The organism is Polymorphospora sp. NPDC051019, assembly GCF_040683055.1.
In the GTDB taxonomy this organism is placed as follows: domain Bacteria; phylum Actinomycetota; class Actinomycetes; order Mycobacteriales; family Micromonosporaceae; genus Polymorphospora; species Polymorphospora lycopeni.
Map to the genome: position 1 here is coordinate 142796 of NZ_JBFBCH010000019.1, position 15690 is coordinate 158485.

Consider the following 15690-nt stretch of genomic DNA (forward strand, 5'->3'; position numbering starts at 1 on the left):
ACCGCACCCCTTCCCGCCTGAACGGAGAACCGATGCCATTCATCGACGTACGAATATTCGAGGAGCGACTCACGCCGGCGGTCGAGCGGGCCCTCGTCGCCCGGCTCACCGATGCCGTGGCCGATGTCCTCGGGTCGGACGTGCGCGCCCAGACCTGGGTGGTGCTCACCGGCGCACCCGCCACCCGCTGGGGTGTCGGCGGGGTGCAGGGAACCCCGCCGTCGCCGACGGCCTCTGACGAAGGCGGGTCCCGGTGACCGTGACCAGGCCCGTCTCCCCCGGCGCAGCTCCACGCAGGCGCAACGCGACCGGGCCGGACCCGGCCACGGTACGCGCCGAGGTGGCCGCCGCACTCGGCGTCGCTGCCGACGAGCTGACCGCCGAGGCCGACCTGTTCGGTCTCGGTCTCGACTCGCTGGCCCTCATCCGCCTGGTGTCCCGGTGGCGCCAGGCGGGGCACCAGGTCACGTTCGAGCAGCTCGCCGACGAGCCGACGATCTCCGGATGGCTGGCCGTCCTGACCGCCACCACGTCGACGGAGCCGCCCGCCACAGACGCGACTCCCGCACCGGCCGCCGGACCGGTCGGCCAGGTTGACCCGGCGGCGCCGTTCGAACTGGCCACGATGCAGTACGCATACTGGGTCGGCCGGCAGGACGGTCAGCCGTTCGGCGGGGTCGCCGCCCACTTCTACGTCGAGTTCGACGGTTACGGCGTCGAACCCGGCCGGCTGCGGACGGCGATGGCGCTGCTGACCGCGCGGCACGGGATGCTGCGTGCCCGCTTCGACGCCGAGGGCCGGCAGCGCATCGGTGGTGGTGGTCCCGCTCTGGTCGTGCACGACCTGCGTGACGCCGGGCCGGCCGGGTCGGCGCAGCGGCTGGCGGCGCTGCGCGAGCACTATACGCACCGACGGATGGACGTCGAACACGGCGAGGTCCTCACCGTCGCGCTCAGCCTGCTGCCCGACGGCGCCACCCGGCTGCACGTCGACCTGGACATGCTGGCCGCCGACGCGCTCAGCATGCGGATTCTGCTGAACGACCTGCGCCGGCTGTACGAGGAACCGGCCGCCGCACTGCCGCCGGTCACCTCGAGCTTTCCCGAGTACCTCGTGGCGCACCGGCAGGCGGGTGCGGCGGCCCACGAGCGGGCCCGCGAATGGTGGCAGCAGCGGCTGGACAGCCTGCCCGGCGGCCCCCGGCTGCCGCTGCGTCCCGACGCCGGCCGGGCCGGACAGCCCGCCCGCAGCGTACGGCTGCACCACTGGCTGGACCCGCAGCGCAAACGCGCCTTGCTGGAGCGGGCCGCGGGTCACGGCGTGACGTCCGCGTCGGCGCTGGCAACCGCCTTCGCCGAGGTGCTCGGCGCGTTCAGCGACGACCGCCGGTTCCTGCTCAACCTGCCCCTGTTCGCCCGCGAACCGCTGGTGTCCGACGTGGATCTGCTGGTCGGCGACTTCTCCAGCTCGGTTCTGCTCGACGTGGACACCGCCGCGATCGTGCCGTTCGTGGAGCGGGCACGGCGGGTGCAGGCGGGGCTGCGCTCGGCGATCGACCATGGCGCGTACGCCGGCGTGGAGGTGTTGCGGGACCTGTCCCGACGGGCCGGCGAGGCGGTGCTCGCCCCCGTCGTCTACACCAGCGCCCTCGGGCTCGGCGAGATCTACGACGCGGCCCTGCAGGAGACCTTCGGCGCCCCGTCGTGGATCATCTCGCAGGGGCCGCAGGTATGGCTGGACGCGCAGGTCACCGAACTCGACCAGGGCCTGCTGCTCAACTGGGATGTACGCCTCGACGTGCTGGTCGACGGGGTGGCGCAGGCGGCGTTCGCGGCGTACCGGGACCTGGTCGAGGCCCTGGTCGACGGTGATGACGCGTGGCGGCGACCGGTCGGCGCGCTGCTACCCGCCGCCCAGATCGCCGAGCGGGAACGGGTCAACGCCACCGCGGTCGTCCGGCCGCCACGTTGCCTGCACGACGGGTTCTTCCAGCACGCGGCGACCGAACCGCGACGGATCGCCCTGGTCGACGGCGACCGAACGGTCGGCTACGGCGAACTTGCCGGCCGCGCCATGCGGGTACATGCCCTGCTGGCCGCCCACGGGGTACGGCCCGGTGACCCGGTGGTCGTGACGCTGCCCAAGGGCGCCGACCAGATCGCGGCGGTGCTCGGGATCCTCGCCGCCGGCGCCTGCTACGTGCCGGTGTCTATCGACCAGCCGCCACGGCGCCGAACCCACCTGCACTCCCTCGCCGGTGCCCGGGTGGCGCTGACCGACACGGCGCACCGCGACGTCGTGACGGCCGCCGGGGGCGTCCGCCCGCTGACGGTGACCGACGCCGACGCCCTGGCGCCGCGCGACCCGCTTACGCCGGCCCCGGACTCGCTGGCGTACGTGCTGTTCACCTCGGGGTCGACCGGTGATCCCAAGGGCGTGGAGATGACGCACGCGGCGGCGATGAACACGGTCGCGGCGTTGAACGCCCGGTTCGACGTCGGGCCGGCCGACCGGGTGCTGGCCCTGTCCGCGCTGGAGTTCGACCTGTCGGTGTACGACACGTTCGGCCTGCTCACCGCCGGTGGCGCGCTGGTGCTCGTCGACGAGGAGCGCCGCCGCGACGCGGCGGCCTGGTGGCAACTGGTCACCACCCACCGGGTGACCGTCTGGAACACGGTGCCGGCGCTGCTGGACATGCTGCTCGTCGCCGGGCACCAGACGGCCGGGGAAACGCCGGCACCTGCTTTGCGGGTGGTCCTGCTCGGCGGCGACTGGGTCGGTGTGGACCTGCCCGCCCGGCTGCGGGCGCTCGCCCCGGCGTGCAGGTTCGTCGCCCTCGGCGGAATGACCGAGGCCGCGATCCACTCCACGGTGTTCGAGGTGGACCGGGCGGATCCGACGTGGCCGTCGATGCCGTGGGGTGTGCCGCTGGACAACGTCGCCTGCCGGGTCGTCGACACCGACGGGCGGGACCGGCCCGACTGGGTCACCGGCGAACTGTGGATGGGCGGCGCGGGTCTCGCCGACGGCTATCGCGGCGATCCGCGGCGCACCGCCGAACGGTTCGTGACGGTCGAGGGCCGTCGTTGGTACCGCAGCGGCGACCTGGCCCGGTACTGGCCCGACGGCACCCTGGAGTTCCTGGGACGCGCCGACCACCAGGTGAAGGTACGCGGACACCGGATCGAGCCGGGTGAGATCGAGGCCGCGCTGACCTCGCATCCGGCGGTGGAGCAGGCCGTCGTCGTGGTGGCGGGCACCGGTCCCGGCCGCCACCTTGCCGCCGCGGTGACCGTGGCGACCGGCACGGCTGACCGGTGGCCACCGGCCGACCTGGACGACTGGCTCGCCGAGCGGCTGCCGGCACACATGCGTTGCGAGACCGTGCTGGTGTGGCCGTCGCTGCCGCTCACCGGCAACGGCAAAGTGGACCGCACAGCGGTCCGGAAAGCCCTCACCCGGGAGGCGGAACAACGGCGCACGGGCCGCGAGTCGGCCGAGCCACCACGCGGTGAGGTGGAGGAACTCGTCGCGGCGATCTGGGCCGAGTTGCTCGGTGTGTCGCCGGTGGGCCGCGACGACTCGTTCTTCGCCCTCGGCGGTGACTCGCTGCTCGCCACAGGGCTGCTGGTGCGGCTGCGGGCCGCGGGCGTGACCGGGGCCCGACTGGCGACTCTGTTCGCCAGCCCACGCCTTGCCGACTTCGCCGCCGACCTGCGGCTGGGCGCGGAGTCCGCCGCACAGGTGGTGGCCGCGGACCCGACGCACCGGCACGACCCGTTCCCGCCGACGGACGTACAGCGCGCCTATTTCCTGGGCCGGGACGACCGGCTGCCGCTGGGCGGGGTCGGCACCTGGCAGTACACCGAGTTCGACGGTGCGGACGTGGATCTGGACCGGATGCGGGCCGCCTGGCAGCGGCTGGTCGAGCGGCACGAGATGTTGCGCGCGGTGTTCGACGCCGACGGCAACCAGCGCATCCTCGCCGAGGTACCCCGGCTGGAGATCGACCTGGTCGACGTGGGTGACGCAGATCCGCAGGCGGCCTTGGCCGTGTTGCGGGCCGAGCGGTCGCACCGTCTGGTGGACCTGTCCCGGTGGCCGTTGTTCGATCTCGCCGCGGTCCGCTATCGCCGGGCCGGTCAGGTCAGGACCCGGCTGGCGGTCGGGTTGGACTACATCATCTTCGACGCCTTGTCGATCATGACGTTGTACACCGAACTCGACCTGATCTACCGCCTGCCGGACGCCGAACTGCCGCCGATCGACGTGTCGTTTCGCGACTACCTGCTGCAGGTCGAACCGGATCCACAGATCGTGGAACGGGACCAGCGGTACTGGACCGAACGGCTGGCCGGGCTGCCGCCCGCACCGCAACTGCCGACCACCCGGCACCCCGCCGACGTCACGCGGCCCCGGTTCGGCCGCCGGCAGCACCTTGTGCCCGCCCGGCAGTGGACGGCGATCCGGGACCGCGCCCGCACATACGGGCTCACCCCGTCGACGGTGCTGCTCGCCGCGTACGCGGAGGTGCTCGGCGCCTGGAGTTCTCAGCGTGATCTGACGGTCACCCTGACCCTGTTCAACCGGCGCGACGTCCACCCGCACGTCTACCGGGTCCTCGGCGACTTCACCACCTTGTCGCTGGCCGACTACCGGCCGGCGCCGGGTGGAACGTTCCTCGCCGACGTGACCGCCCTGCACCGGCGGATGGGCGCGGACCTGGACCACCGGGAGGTCAGCCCGTCGTGGTTGCTGCGCCAACTGGCCCGCACCACCGGCAACATGGACGCGATGCCGGTGGTCTTCACCAGTGCCATCGGGGTCGGCGACGGCGTGTCGATGGACCGGTCCGACGCTTTCCCGCAGCCGGTCTGGGGCATCTCGCAGTCGCCGCAGGTGTGCCTGGACAACCAGGTGCTGGAGTCCCGGTCGGGGCTGCTGGTCACGTGGGACTTCGTCGACGAGTTGTTCCTGCCCGGTGTGCTGGACGCGATGTTCGGCGCATACCTGGAACTGCTCGACCGGCTCGCGGAGTCGGCGTGGGACCTGCCGCTGCCGCCGCTGCTGCCGGCCGGCCAGCGGGCGGTGCGGGACCGGGTCAACTCGACCGTGGCGCCGATCCCCCGGCGCCCGCTGCACGACGCGTTCTTCGCCGGCGCCGCCCGCGCGCCCGCGCGTACCGCACTGATCTGGCACGGCCCGGACGGGCCGGCGGCGATGACGCACGGCGAGGTACGCGACCGGGCGCTGCGGGTGGCGGGCGCTCTGGTCGGGCAGGGGGTGCGTCCGGGCGACGCGGTGGCCGTCACCCTGCCCAAGGGACCGGACCAGGTGGTGGCCGTACTCGGGGTGCTGGCCGCGGGTGCGGCGTACGTTCCGGTCGGAGTGGAGCAGCCGCGCCAGCGCCGGCACCGGATCTACCGCGAAGCGGGTGCGGTCGCGGTCCTCGCCCGCCCCGGCGGTGATGCCGGCGGACTGCCGCTGCTGGACCCGGCCACCGCGACGACCGCGACGCCGCTGGCGGAGCCGGTGCCGGTCGACCCCGACGAGACGGCGTACGTGATCTTCACTTCGGGCTCGACCGGGACCCCGAAGGGCGTCGAGGTCAGCCACGACGCGGCGGCCAACACCTGCGCGGACGTGACCGCCCGGTTCGGTGTCGGCCCCACCGACCGGGTGCTGGCGCTGTCCGCGCTGGACTTCGACCTGTCGGTGTACGACATCTTCGGGGTGCTGGGCGCCGGCGGTGCGCTGGTGCTTCCCGGCGAGGACGAGCGCCGCGACGCGCCCCGCTGGCTCCGCCTGGTCGACCAGCACGGCGTGACGTTGTGGAACACGGTGCCGACGCTGCTGGACATGCTGCTGGTGGCGGCCGAGCCGGGGCCGCTGCCGACAGGTCTGCGGCTGGCGCTGGTCTCCGGCGACTGGGTCGGGCTGGATCTTCCCGGCCGCCTGCGGGCCGCCACGGCGTGGCGGGAGGGTGGGCCGTGCCGGCTGGTGGCGCTCGGCGGCGCGACCGAGGCTGCCATCTGGTCGAACGCGCTGGAGGTCGCCGAGGTACCGGCGCACTGGCGTTCGGTGCCGTACGGATTCCCGCTGGCGAACCAGGCGTACCGGGTCGTCGACGGGGCCGGCCGGGACCGGCCGGACTGGGTGCCGGGCGAGTTGTGGATCGGCGGGCGCGGGGTGGCGCGCGGCTACCGCGGCGACGTGGGCCGTACCGCCGCGAAGTTCGTCACCGACGCCACCGGCCGCTGGTACCGCACCGGGGACATCGGCCGGTACTGGCCGGACGGCACCCTGGAGTTCCTGGGCCGTGCCGACCACCAGGTGAAGATCGGCGGGCACCGGCTGGAACTCGGCGAGATCGAGGCGGCGTTCGAGGCGTACCCGCCGGTCGGACGGGCGGTGGTCGTCGCCACCGGTGAGCGCCACGCCCGCCGGCTGCACGCGTTCGTGGAGGCGGACGCCGCCGCGCCGGACGATGTCGTGGCCGCTCTGCGGCCGTTCCTCGCCGAGCGGTTGCCGGCGTACGCCGTACCGGCGCGCATCGGTGTGGTCGACGCGCTGCCGCTGACCGCCAACGGCAAGGTCGACCGGGCCGCGTTGCAGGCCCGGGTGGCACAGGCGGACGACGCGACGCAGGGCAGTCCTCCGGTGGGCGAGGTCGAGTCCGCGGTGGCCGCGCTCTGGCAGGAGTTGCTGGGCGCCGCGGTGACGAGCCGGGAGGCGAACTTCTTCGCTCTGGGCGGTGACAGCGTCACCGCGCTGCGGCTGATCGCCATGTTGCGGCAACGGTTCGGCGTGGAGGTGCCGATCCGGCGGTTCCTGACCGCGGCGACGGTGGCCGACCTGGCGGCCGAGATGGAAAGTGCCGGCACCGACCTTAATGAAAACGAGTACGATTTCGGATTGCTATGACAGACACCGACGCACCCCGGCCCCTGACAACGATCCTGGGCCCGATCCGAGGACAGCTCGCTGCCGCGATCGTGCTGCAGACCGCGGCCAGCGCCGCCGGCATCGGCATGCTCGTCGCGATGGCGGAGATCGGCAAACGACTGCTCGACCCCGCCGCCGACGGCACGGTGTGGGCCGTGGCGCTCGCCGGCGCCGGCGCCGCGCTGGCGAGCGTGTTGCTGGCCGCCGCCGCCAACGTGGTGACCCACCTGGCCGACACCGCGCTGCAGCTACGGCTGCGCCGTGGCCTCGCCGACCGGCTGGGAAGGGTGCCGCTGTCCTGGTACGGCGGACGCGGATCGGGCCAGGTGAAGAAGGTCGTCCACGACGACGTGCAGGCTATGCACTACCTGGTGGCACACACCGTGCTCGACGTGACGTCCGTCGTCGTCGCCCCGGTGGCGGCCCTGACGTACCTGGCCACGGTCGACTGGCGGCTGGCGCTGGTCTGCACACTGCCGCTGGCCGCCGGCGCGGCCCTGTTCCGGCACGCGATGGCCGGAGCGGGTCCGAAGATGGCCGCGTACGGCCGCGCCGCCAGGGAGATCAACAGTGCGGCGGTGGAGTTCGTCGACGGCATCGCCGTGCTCAAGACGTTCGGTCGGGCCGGCGCGGCACACCGACGATTTCGTGAGGCGGCCGACGCGTTCAGTGACTTCTTCGCCCGGTGGGCGGCCGGCACCACGGCGGTCACCACCACCTCGCAACTGGTCGTCACCGCCCCGGTGGTTCTGCTGGTGGTTCTCGCGAGCGGCCTGCCCGCCGCCGTCGCGGGCTGGATCCCGCCCTCGGCGCTGGTGGCGTTCATTCTCCTCGCCCCCGCCGTGGCCGCACCGGTCGCCGGCATCGGCACCCGCGTCCAGGCGCTGCGCACCGGACTGACCGCCGCCGGCGACGTCGCGGCACTGCTGGACGAGCCGGCCGACTCCCGCCGCATTGAACCGGTGCAACCGGTGGGAACCACCGTACGGCTCGACGACGTCGGGTTCTCCTACGACGGAACCTCCCGCGTGCTGGAAGGCGTGAACCTGGAACTCGCCCCCGGCACGGTGACGGCCCTGGTCGGGCCGTCCGGAGCCGGCAAGACCACGGTGGCACGGCTGATCGCCGGGCTCCACGAGCCCACCACCGGCACCGTCACCGTCGGTGGGGCCGACATCGGTGACCTCGACCCCGCGCTGCTGCACCGCACCGTCGGCTTCGTCCTGCAGGAGGTGATCCTCCTGCGCGCCAGCATCGCCGACAACATCGCCCTGGCCAGGCCGCACGCGACCCGAGCCGAGATCGAGGCCGCCGCCCGGGCGGCGCAGATACACGACCGGATAGCGGCCCAGCCCGGCGGCTACGACGCCGTCGTCGGTGTCGACGTGTCGCTGTCCGGCGGCGAGGCGCAGCGGCTGTCCATCGCCCGGGCGCTGCTGGCCGACGCGCCCGTCATGGTCCTCGACGAGGCGACCGCGTACGCCGACCCGCACGCCGAGGCGCAGATCCAGCGGGCCCTGTCCGCCCTCGCGGCCGGCCGCACCCTGCTCGTGATCGCACACCGGCTGGCCAGCGTCCGCACCGCCGACCAGATCGTCGTACTCGACCACGGGCGGGTCGTCGAGCGGGGGCGCCACGACGACCTGCTCGCCGCCGACGGCCGGTATGCACGCATGTGGCGGGCCCAGGAAACCACCACCCCGGTCGCGGCCGGCGGCAAGAAGGAGGCGCCGTGATCAGGAGTCTGGCCACGGCGCTGGGCCCCGCGTCCGCCGCCCCGCTGCGCCGGCTGCTCGCCCTCCTGGCCGCCGCCGCGGCCGCCCAGGGGACCGCGTACGCCCTGCTGGTGCCTCTGATCCAGAACCTGCTCGGCGACCGGCCGGCGGCGGCGCTGCCCTGGCTGGCCTGGTTCGCCGCCGCGACCGCCGGCTATGCGGCACTGACCTGGTGGGCGCAGAATCTCGCCTTCGGCCTCGGACAGGACGTGGCCCGGGTGCTGCACGACCGGCTCGGCGAGAAGGTCATCGGGTTGCCGCTGGGATGGTTCACCCCGGCACGCACCGGCGAGCTCAGCCGGCTGGCCAGCCAGAGCGTCCTGCAACTGATGAACGTTCCGGCGCATCTGCTGCGGCCGGTCGTCACCGCCACGGTGACCCCGTTGGTGGTCGCGTCGGTCCTGCTCGTCGTGGAGCCGCGGCTCGGCGCGGCCGTCGCCGTCGCCGCACCGCTGCTGGCGCTCACCCTGTGGTGGAGCAACCGGGCGGTGGCAAGCGCCGACGCCGCGCGGCACCACGTCATGGACGACGCGGCGGCCCGGATCGTCGAGTTCGCGAAGTCCCAGCCGCTGCTGCGGGCGTACGGCAGGACGGCGCGGGAACACCGCCTCCTCGACGACGCCCTGACGGCGCAGGGGCGGGCGGACCGCGCCCTGCTGCACCGCGTGGTTCCCGGACTGGTGGCGTTCGGCTTCGCGGTCCGGGCGCTGCTCGGGACGGTCCTGCTGCTCGGGGTCCACCTGGCGCTCGGCGGCGACCTCGATGCGGCGACGCTGGTCGCCGTGCTGGTCCTGGCCGTACGGTTCACCGAGCCGCTGGCCACCGCGGCCGAACTCGGTGCCTCGCTGCGCATGGCCGCCGGCAACCTGGCCGGGGTCAACCGGGTGCTGGACGCCGCGACGCTGCCCGAGCCGGTCCGGCCCCAAAGGCCGGAGACCACGGAGGTCGTCTTCGACGATGTGCGGTTCGGCTACGACGACCGCCCGGTGCTGCGCGGAGTCGGTTTCACCCTTCCCGAGAAGAGCATGACCGCCCTGGTCGGCCCGTCCGGTGCGGGCAAGACCACCGTGGCCCGCCTGCTCGCCCGGTTCTGGGATGTCCAGGCCGGTGCGGTCCGCATCGGCGGTGTCGACGTGCGTGACATCGCCGGCGCGGACCTGTCCGCCCGCGTCTCGTTCGTGTTCCAGGACGTGTACCTGTTCGACGGCACCCTGGCCGACAACATCCGCCTCGGCCGGCCCGACGCCACCGACGACGAGGTCCGGGAGGCCGCCGGCCGGGCCGGCCTCGACGACGTCCTCGCCGCGCTACCCGCCGGCCTGCGCACGCCGGTGGGTGAGGGCGGCACCGCCCTGTCCGGCGGCCAGCGGCAGCGGGTGTCGATCGCCCGGGCGCTGCTCAAGCGGGCTCCCATCGTCGTACTCGACGAGGCGACGGCGTCGCTCGATCCGGAGGCCGACGCGGCGGTACAGACGGCGGTGGCGGCCCTGGCCCGCCGGGCGACGCTGCTGGTGATCGCGCACCGCCTGCAGACCGTACGGGCCGCGGATCAGATCCTGGTGCTTTCCGACGGGCGCATCAGCGAGCGGGGAACCCACGCCGACCTCGCCGACGGCGCCGGGCTCTACGCGTCGTTCTGGCGGGAGCGGGCCGAGGCCGAGGGCTGGCGGCTGGTGGGAGGCTGATCCCCGGTGCCGCGCCCGGTCAGTCGGGCGCGGCACCGGTGGCGCCGACCAGGGCCCGGGTGACCGCGTGCCCGGGTGCGCGAAGCACGGCGGCGGTCGGTCCGGACTCCACCACCCGGCCGTTGTCGAGCACGACCACGGCATCCGCCCACCGTGCCACGGTGGCCAGGTCGTGGGTGATGAGCACGACGGTGAGCCCCAGGTCGCGGCGCAACTCGGCGAGCAGGGCGAGCATCGCCTCGCCGGTGTGGACGTCGAGCGCGGAGGTCACCTCGTCGCAGACGAGGACACGTGGCCGGCAGGCCAGCGCCCGGGCGAGGTTCACCCGCTGCCGCTCCCCGCCGGAGAGGCTGGCCGGCCGGCGGTCGACGTAGCCGGCCGGCAGGTGCACCCGGGCAAGCAGATTGGTGGCCTCTGCCCTGGCTTGTGGGACGGGCAGTCCGCGCAGGTGCCGCAGCGGGCGGAGCAGGGCCTGGCCGACGGTTTCCCTGGGGTTGAGGGCTGCGACGCTGTCCTGGGCGACGAGTTGAAGGTCTCGACGGTGGGCCGCGGTGCGGTCGCCGGTCGCGCGGGCCACCGGCTGGCCGTGCAGTGTCACGGTCCCCCGGTACGGGTGCAGACCGACCAGGCACCGGGCGAGTGTCGACTTGCCGGACCCGGACGGTCCGACGACGGCCAGACACTCCCGCTCCCGTGCGGTGAAGGACACGGCGGTGAGTACGGTCCGCCGGCCGTACGTGGCGCAGACTCCGGCGGCCGACAGCGCGGCGTCGACGGGGACGCGGACGGCGGTGGCGGTCTTCGGCGGACGTCGCGGGGCCAGGATCCGCGCCGGAGGACCGCTGGCCACCGTGCGCCCGGCCTCCAGGATCACCACCTCGTCGCTGACCGGACGCACGAGGTCCGGGTCGTGGCTGATCAGGACGGTCGCGTGCCGGCCAACCAGCGACCCGATCAGGTCGCGTACGCCGCGGGCAAGGACGGCGTCGAGGCCGGCGGTCGGTTCGTCGAGGACTAGCAGCTCCGGGTCTGCTGCCAGGGCGACGGCGAACGCGACGCGCTGCGCCTGGCCGCCGGAGATCTGGTGCGGGTGGCGGCGCAGGAACGCCCGGTCGGTGGGCAGGTGGACGAGATCGAGCAGCCGGGTGAGCTGTTCGGCGCGTTCGGTTCGGGACAACCGTCCGTGCCCGGAGAGGGCCTCGGCCAGAAGACTCGCCAACCGCCGGGCGGGGTTGAGTGTGGCGGCGGCGTCCTGCGGCAGGTAGGCGATGTGGCCGCGCCGCAGCGTGGCCGCGCCCGTGGCGGTGAAGGGATCATGGCCGGCGACGTGTACGGTGCCGGCGCGCCGGGCCAGCCCGGGCCGCAGGTGGCCGAGCAGGGTCAGCGCGGTGGTCGTCTTGCCGGATCCGGATCGTCCCATCAGCGCGACGACCTGTCCGCCGGTGACGCTCAGGTCCACGCCGGCCACCGTGGGCGGGCCACCGGTGACCGGGCCGACGACGAGCCCTTCGATGCGGGCCAGTGGTGTGCTCACCGGTCGGCCCACCGGGCGGCGAGGTCGTCGGCGAGCAGGTTCACCGAGACGGTGAAGGTCACCAACAGCAGGGCCGGAGCGAGGACCGGCCACACGGTCAGGGCGATTCCCGCGGTGTTCTCGTTGACCATGCGTCCCCAGTTCGCCGTCGGTGGGCCCGCGCCCAGGCCGAGGAATCCGGCGGTCGCGGTCAGATGGACCGCGGCGGAGAACCGGATTCCAGCCTCGGCGAGCATGGTGCCGGTGACGTTGGGCAGGATGTCGTGGCGGACGATCCGCCACCGGCTGTCGCCGCGGGCGCGGGCGGCGTCGACGAAGCCCCGTACGGCCACCTGCCGGGTCGCCGACCGCATGACCCGGACCGAGAACGGCAGGCTGACCAGGCCGACCCCGACGAGGATCGCGGTGTCGCTGCCCGGGAAGCCGGCGGCGAGCACCAGCAGTACCAGCAGACCGGGAATCACGGCGACGACATCGACGACGCGGACCACGAACTCGCCCGGCCGGCGACCGGCGAGACCGGACAGCACGCCGAGCGTCACGCCGACGACACTGGCGAGCAGGGTGGCGCCGGCGGCGAGAAGTACCACCGCCCGACCACCGTGCAGCAGCCGGCTCAGCACGTCGCGCCCGACGGCGTCGGTGCCGAGCGGGTGGGCGGCGCTGGGGACGTCGAACGGCAGCCCCACCTGTGCCGTCGGGGAGGCCGGGGCGACCAGGGGGCCGAGCAGTGCGGCGAGTACGACGACGGCCGCGGCGGTGCCGGCGGCTGTCAGGGCGTGTCGGGACCGGGTGACGGTGACCGCCGCGCCGGTCTCGGCCGTGTCGATGCCGTTCATGCCCGCCCCCGCAGTGCGGGGTTGAGCAGGAGGTGGGCGATGTCGCCGAGCAGCAGCACGGTGAGGGTGGTGGCGGACATGGCCAGCGTGATGCCTTGCACCATGGGTACGTCGCGGTTGGCGACCGCCTGCTGCAGTTCGTAGCCGATGCCCGGATAGTTGAACAGGGTTTCCACGACCACCGCGCCGCCGACGAGCCCGGCGAACATCACGGCGACGACCTGGACGGCCGGGCCCGCCGCGTTGGGCAGCACGTGTCGCAGGGCGAGTCGGACACCGGTGACGCCCCGCAGCCGGGCGGCCTCGACGTAGGGTGTCGCGGCGATGTCCGCGACCGAGGCCCGCAGCAGCCGGCCGGCGGCCGCCGTCGCCGCGACGGCGAGGGCCGCGACCGGGAGGACGAGCACTTCGGGGCTGTCCCAGGGCCGGCCTCCGAGTGGGACCAGCGACACCTCGGGCAGCAGGCCGAGGCCGGCCGCGAAGACCGCGATCAGCAGTGCGGCGACGAGGAACTCGGGCACACCGACCGCGACGAGCGTGGCGGTGCTGACCGCCCGGTCCGCACGGCGTCCGGCGCGCAGCCCGGCGACCAGCCCGATGGCGGCGGCGACCGGAATCGCCACCGCCATCGCGAGTGTGGTCAGGACGAGACTGTTCGGCAGCCGGTCGGCGAGCACCTCGACCACCTCTCGGCGGCCGACGTATCCGGTGCCGAGATCACCGCGGATCGCCGCCGCCGCCCAGTCGATGTACCGGCGCGCCGGGTCGGTGTCCAGGCCGAGGTCCCGGCGTAGCTGCTCGCGTTCGGCCTCGGTGGCGTCGGCGCCGGCGAGCGTGCCGGCCGCGTCCCCAGGCAGCACCTCCGTCGCCGCGAAGATCAACACGGAAAGGGCCACCAGGACGAGGCCGGCGGCGGCGGTGCGCCGGACGGCGAGGGCGGCCAGGGCGGCGTGGTTCACGCCAGGTATGCCTGCTCGAAGCTGGTGAACGGTTCGTCGCGTACGCCGTGGACGGCCGGCGTGTGGGCGTTGATCGATGGCGCGAAGACCGGGATCACCTGGTTGCCCTCCTCCCAGATCAGCCGTTGGGCACGCACCGCGGCGTCCCTGCGCCCGCTCGGATCGGTGGCGCCGCGGGCCTGGCCGACGAGGTCGTCGATGTCGGGGCGGTTGAACCCGAAGGTGGACGGGGAGCCCGCCGTACGCGTGGCGGCGTAGCTCGACAGCGGCGGCACCGGTGGGGTGTAGCTGGCGGCGAACGGCAGCTTCACGTATGCGGGGAAGTCGGAGAAGAGCTGGCCGGTGGGGCGTTGGTCGAGGGTGGCCTCGATTCCGACCTGCTTGAGGTTCTCCACGACGACGGTGGCGGTCTCGGCCATGCCGGCGACCTCGGGCGCGGTGCTGACCGCCACCGTGATCTTGCCGACGGCGGCCTCCGCGAGCAGGGCGCGGGCCCGGTCCGGGTCGTACGGACGCTGCTCGATCTCGTCGGCGTAGTCGCCGAAGCCGAGGGAGCTGAGGTCGTTGCCGACGAAGGCCCGTCCGAAGAAGACGTTGCGGACGATCGCCTCGCGGTCGATCGCGTACTTGACCGCCTGGCGGACGCGTACGTCGGACAAGGGCGCGAAGGACAGGTTCAGCCCGAACGACAGCGACGTCGCGTACGGCAGTTCGGAGACGGCGAGGGTGAACCGCCCGTCGCCTTCGATGGTCCGTGCCGCCACGGGGCCGATGTCGCTGACGAAGTCGACCTGGCCGCCGGTGAGTGCGTTCGTCCGTGCGGTCGCGTCGGGGATGGTGCGCAGTTCGAGGGCGTCCAGGTACGGTCCGGTGCCCAGGGCCAGGCCGTAGTAGTCGTCGTGGCGGGTGAACGAGGCACCCTGTCCGGGCTCGAACTCGGCGAGCCTGAACGGGCCGCAGGTGGGCATGTCCGGGGTGAACCGCGTGGTGCCGTCCTTGAAGACGAGGGTGCTCTGGCACAGCACGAGCCGCCCGTCGGCGATCGGCCGCTGGGTCGGGAGGGTCAGCGTCAGGTCGTCGGTGACGGTCGCCCTGGCCAGGTCGAAGTTCTGCGACGGCGGTTTGAGGAACGGCAGGGAGCCGAGCGTGACCGGGGCGTTGAGCGAGTAGAGGACGTCGCGTGCCGTCAACGTGGTTCCGTCGGTGAATGTCACGCCAGGGCGGACCTTCACCGTGTAGGTCGTCAGGTCGTCGCTGACGTCGATGCGCTCGAGAACGCCGTAGCGTACGCCGTGCTCGGCAGCCGGGTCGAGTACGCCGAGGGCGCCGTGCAGGCACCGGGCCCGTACGTAGTCGAGGCCGGTCGGCCCCATCAGGAAGTTGAGGGTTTCCGCCGCGCCGCCGCCGACGAACGCGGCTCGTAGCGTCCCGCCGGGCCGGGGCGACGGCGCGGTGTCCGACGTACCGCCTGCGGGCGCGTCGTCGTTGGAGCAGGCGGTCAGCAGAGGCAGGCCGGCGGTGGCTGCGACGGCTGCGGCGCCGGTCCGCAGCAGAAGACGGCGATTGAAGGTACGCGCCAAGGGATGCTCCCGGGTTGGTGTCGAGTGCAGGGGTGTGCGGTCGCCCGCGCCCGACAGCATCACCGAAATGAAAACCATTGTCAACTTGCCGGAGGTCGTCGAAGCGCACCCGACGGGCAGAGCGCGACCACCTCACGCAGAACGTCGTCGGAAGCCCCGGACACCTGGCCACCGAGCCACACCACGACACCGGTCTCCGGCTCCTGGTCGAACACCTGCGGCATCAGTCGCGCACAGTGCCCGGCACCGACACACCGGTCCGGATCCACCACCAATCCGCTCATTGGTGCACCCTTGTCTCACTCGAGCTGATGTTGGTTCGAGTGCACCGGTGACCGTCGGGCCATCGCCCAGCTCGCTCGACCTTCGAGG

General features: G+C 73.4%; 9 protein-coding genes. 4 read left to right on the forward strand and 5 right to left on the reverse strand.

The window, feature by feature from the left end:
• Positions 1-32 precede the first annotated feature (32 nt).
• From AB0M79_RS27970 to AB0M79_RS27985, 4 genes are read left to right on the forward strand one after another with little or no spacing between them, the layout of a single operon-like run.
• Positions 33-257, forward strand: a complete 225-nt coding sequence (locus AB0M79_RS27970) for a 4-oxalocrotonate tautomerase family protein (RefSeq protein WP_364218977.1) — start codon at positions 33-35, stop codon at positions 255-257.
• Positions 254-6925, forward strand: coding sequence for an amino acid adenylation domain-containing protein (locus AB0M79_RS27975; protein ID WP_364218980.1), 6672 nt, complete (start codon positions 254-256; stop codon positions 6923-6925). Before AB0M79_RS27970 ends, AB0M79_RS27975 begins: the two co-directional genes overlap by 4 nt.
• Entirely contained in the window at positions 6922-8682 is a 1761-nt protein-coding gene (locus tag AB0M79_RS27980) for an ABC transporter ATP-binding protein (RefSeq protein WP_364218983.1), read from the forward strand. The genes AB0M79_RS27975 and AB0M79_RS27980 overlap by 4 nt, the downstream gene beginning before the upstream one ends.
• On the forward strand, positions 8679-10406 hold the full coding sequence (locus AB0M79_RS27985; protein ID WP_364218986.1) for an ABC transporter ATP-binding protein: 1728 nt from the start codon (positions 8679-8681) through the stop codon (positions 10404-10406). Before AB0M79_RS27980 ends, AB0M79_RS27985 begins: the two co-directional genes overlap by 4 nt.
• Positions 10407-10425: 19 nt before the next feature.
• On the opposite strand, the gene AB0M79_RS27990 is transcribed toward AB0M79_RS27985, so the two are convergent.
• The 5 genes from AB0M79_RS27990 to AB0M79_RS28010 all read right to left on the reverse strand — a co-directional run bounded on the left by AB0M79_RS27990 (position 10426) and on the right by AB0M79_RS28010 (position 15602).
• The gene (locus AB0M79_RS27990; RefSeq protein WP_364218989.1) at positions 10426-11940 is read right to left on the reverse strand and encodes an ATP-binding cassette domain-containing protein; all 1515 of its coding nucleotides are present in this window, start codon (positions 11938-11940) and stop codon (positions 10426-10428) included.
• Entirely contained in the window at positions 11937-12779 is an 843-nt protein-coding gene (locus AB0M79_RS27995) for an ABC transporter permease (RefSeq protein ID WP_364218992.1), read from the reverse strand. The genes AB0M79_RS27990 and AB0M79_RS27995 overlap by 4 nt, the downstream gene beginning before the upstream one ends.
• Complete coding sequence (locus AB0M79_RS28000; RefSeq protein ID WP_364218995.1) at positions 12776-13738, reverse strand: ABC transporter permease; 963 nt, start codon at positions 13736-13738, stop codon at positions 12776-12778. The genes AB0M79_RS27995 and AB0M79_RS28000 overlap by 4 nt, the downstream gene beginning before the upstream one ends.
• Positions 13735-15318: an ABC transporter substrate-binding protein gene (locus AB0M79_RS28005; RefSeq protein WP_364218998.1), complete on the reverse strand. Its 1584-nt coding sequence runs from the start codon at positions 15316-15318 to the stop codon at positions 13735-13737. Before AB0M79_RS28005 ends, AB0M79_RS28000 begins: the two co-directional genes overlap by 4 nt.
• A gap of 80 nt (positions 15319-15398) precedes the next feature.
• Positions 15399-15602: a (4Fe-4S)-binding protein gene (locus tag AB0M79_RS28010; RefSeq protein WP_364219001.1), complete on the reverse strand. Its 204-nt coding sequence runs from the start codon at positions 15600-15602 to the stop codon at positions 15399-15401.
• Positions 15603-15690: the final 88 nt, after the last annotated feature.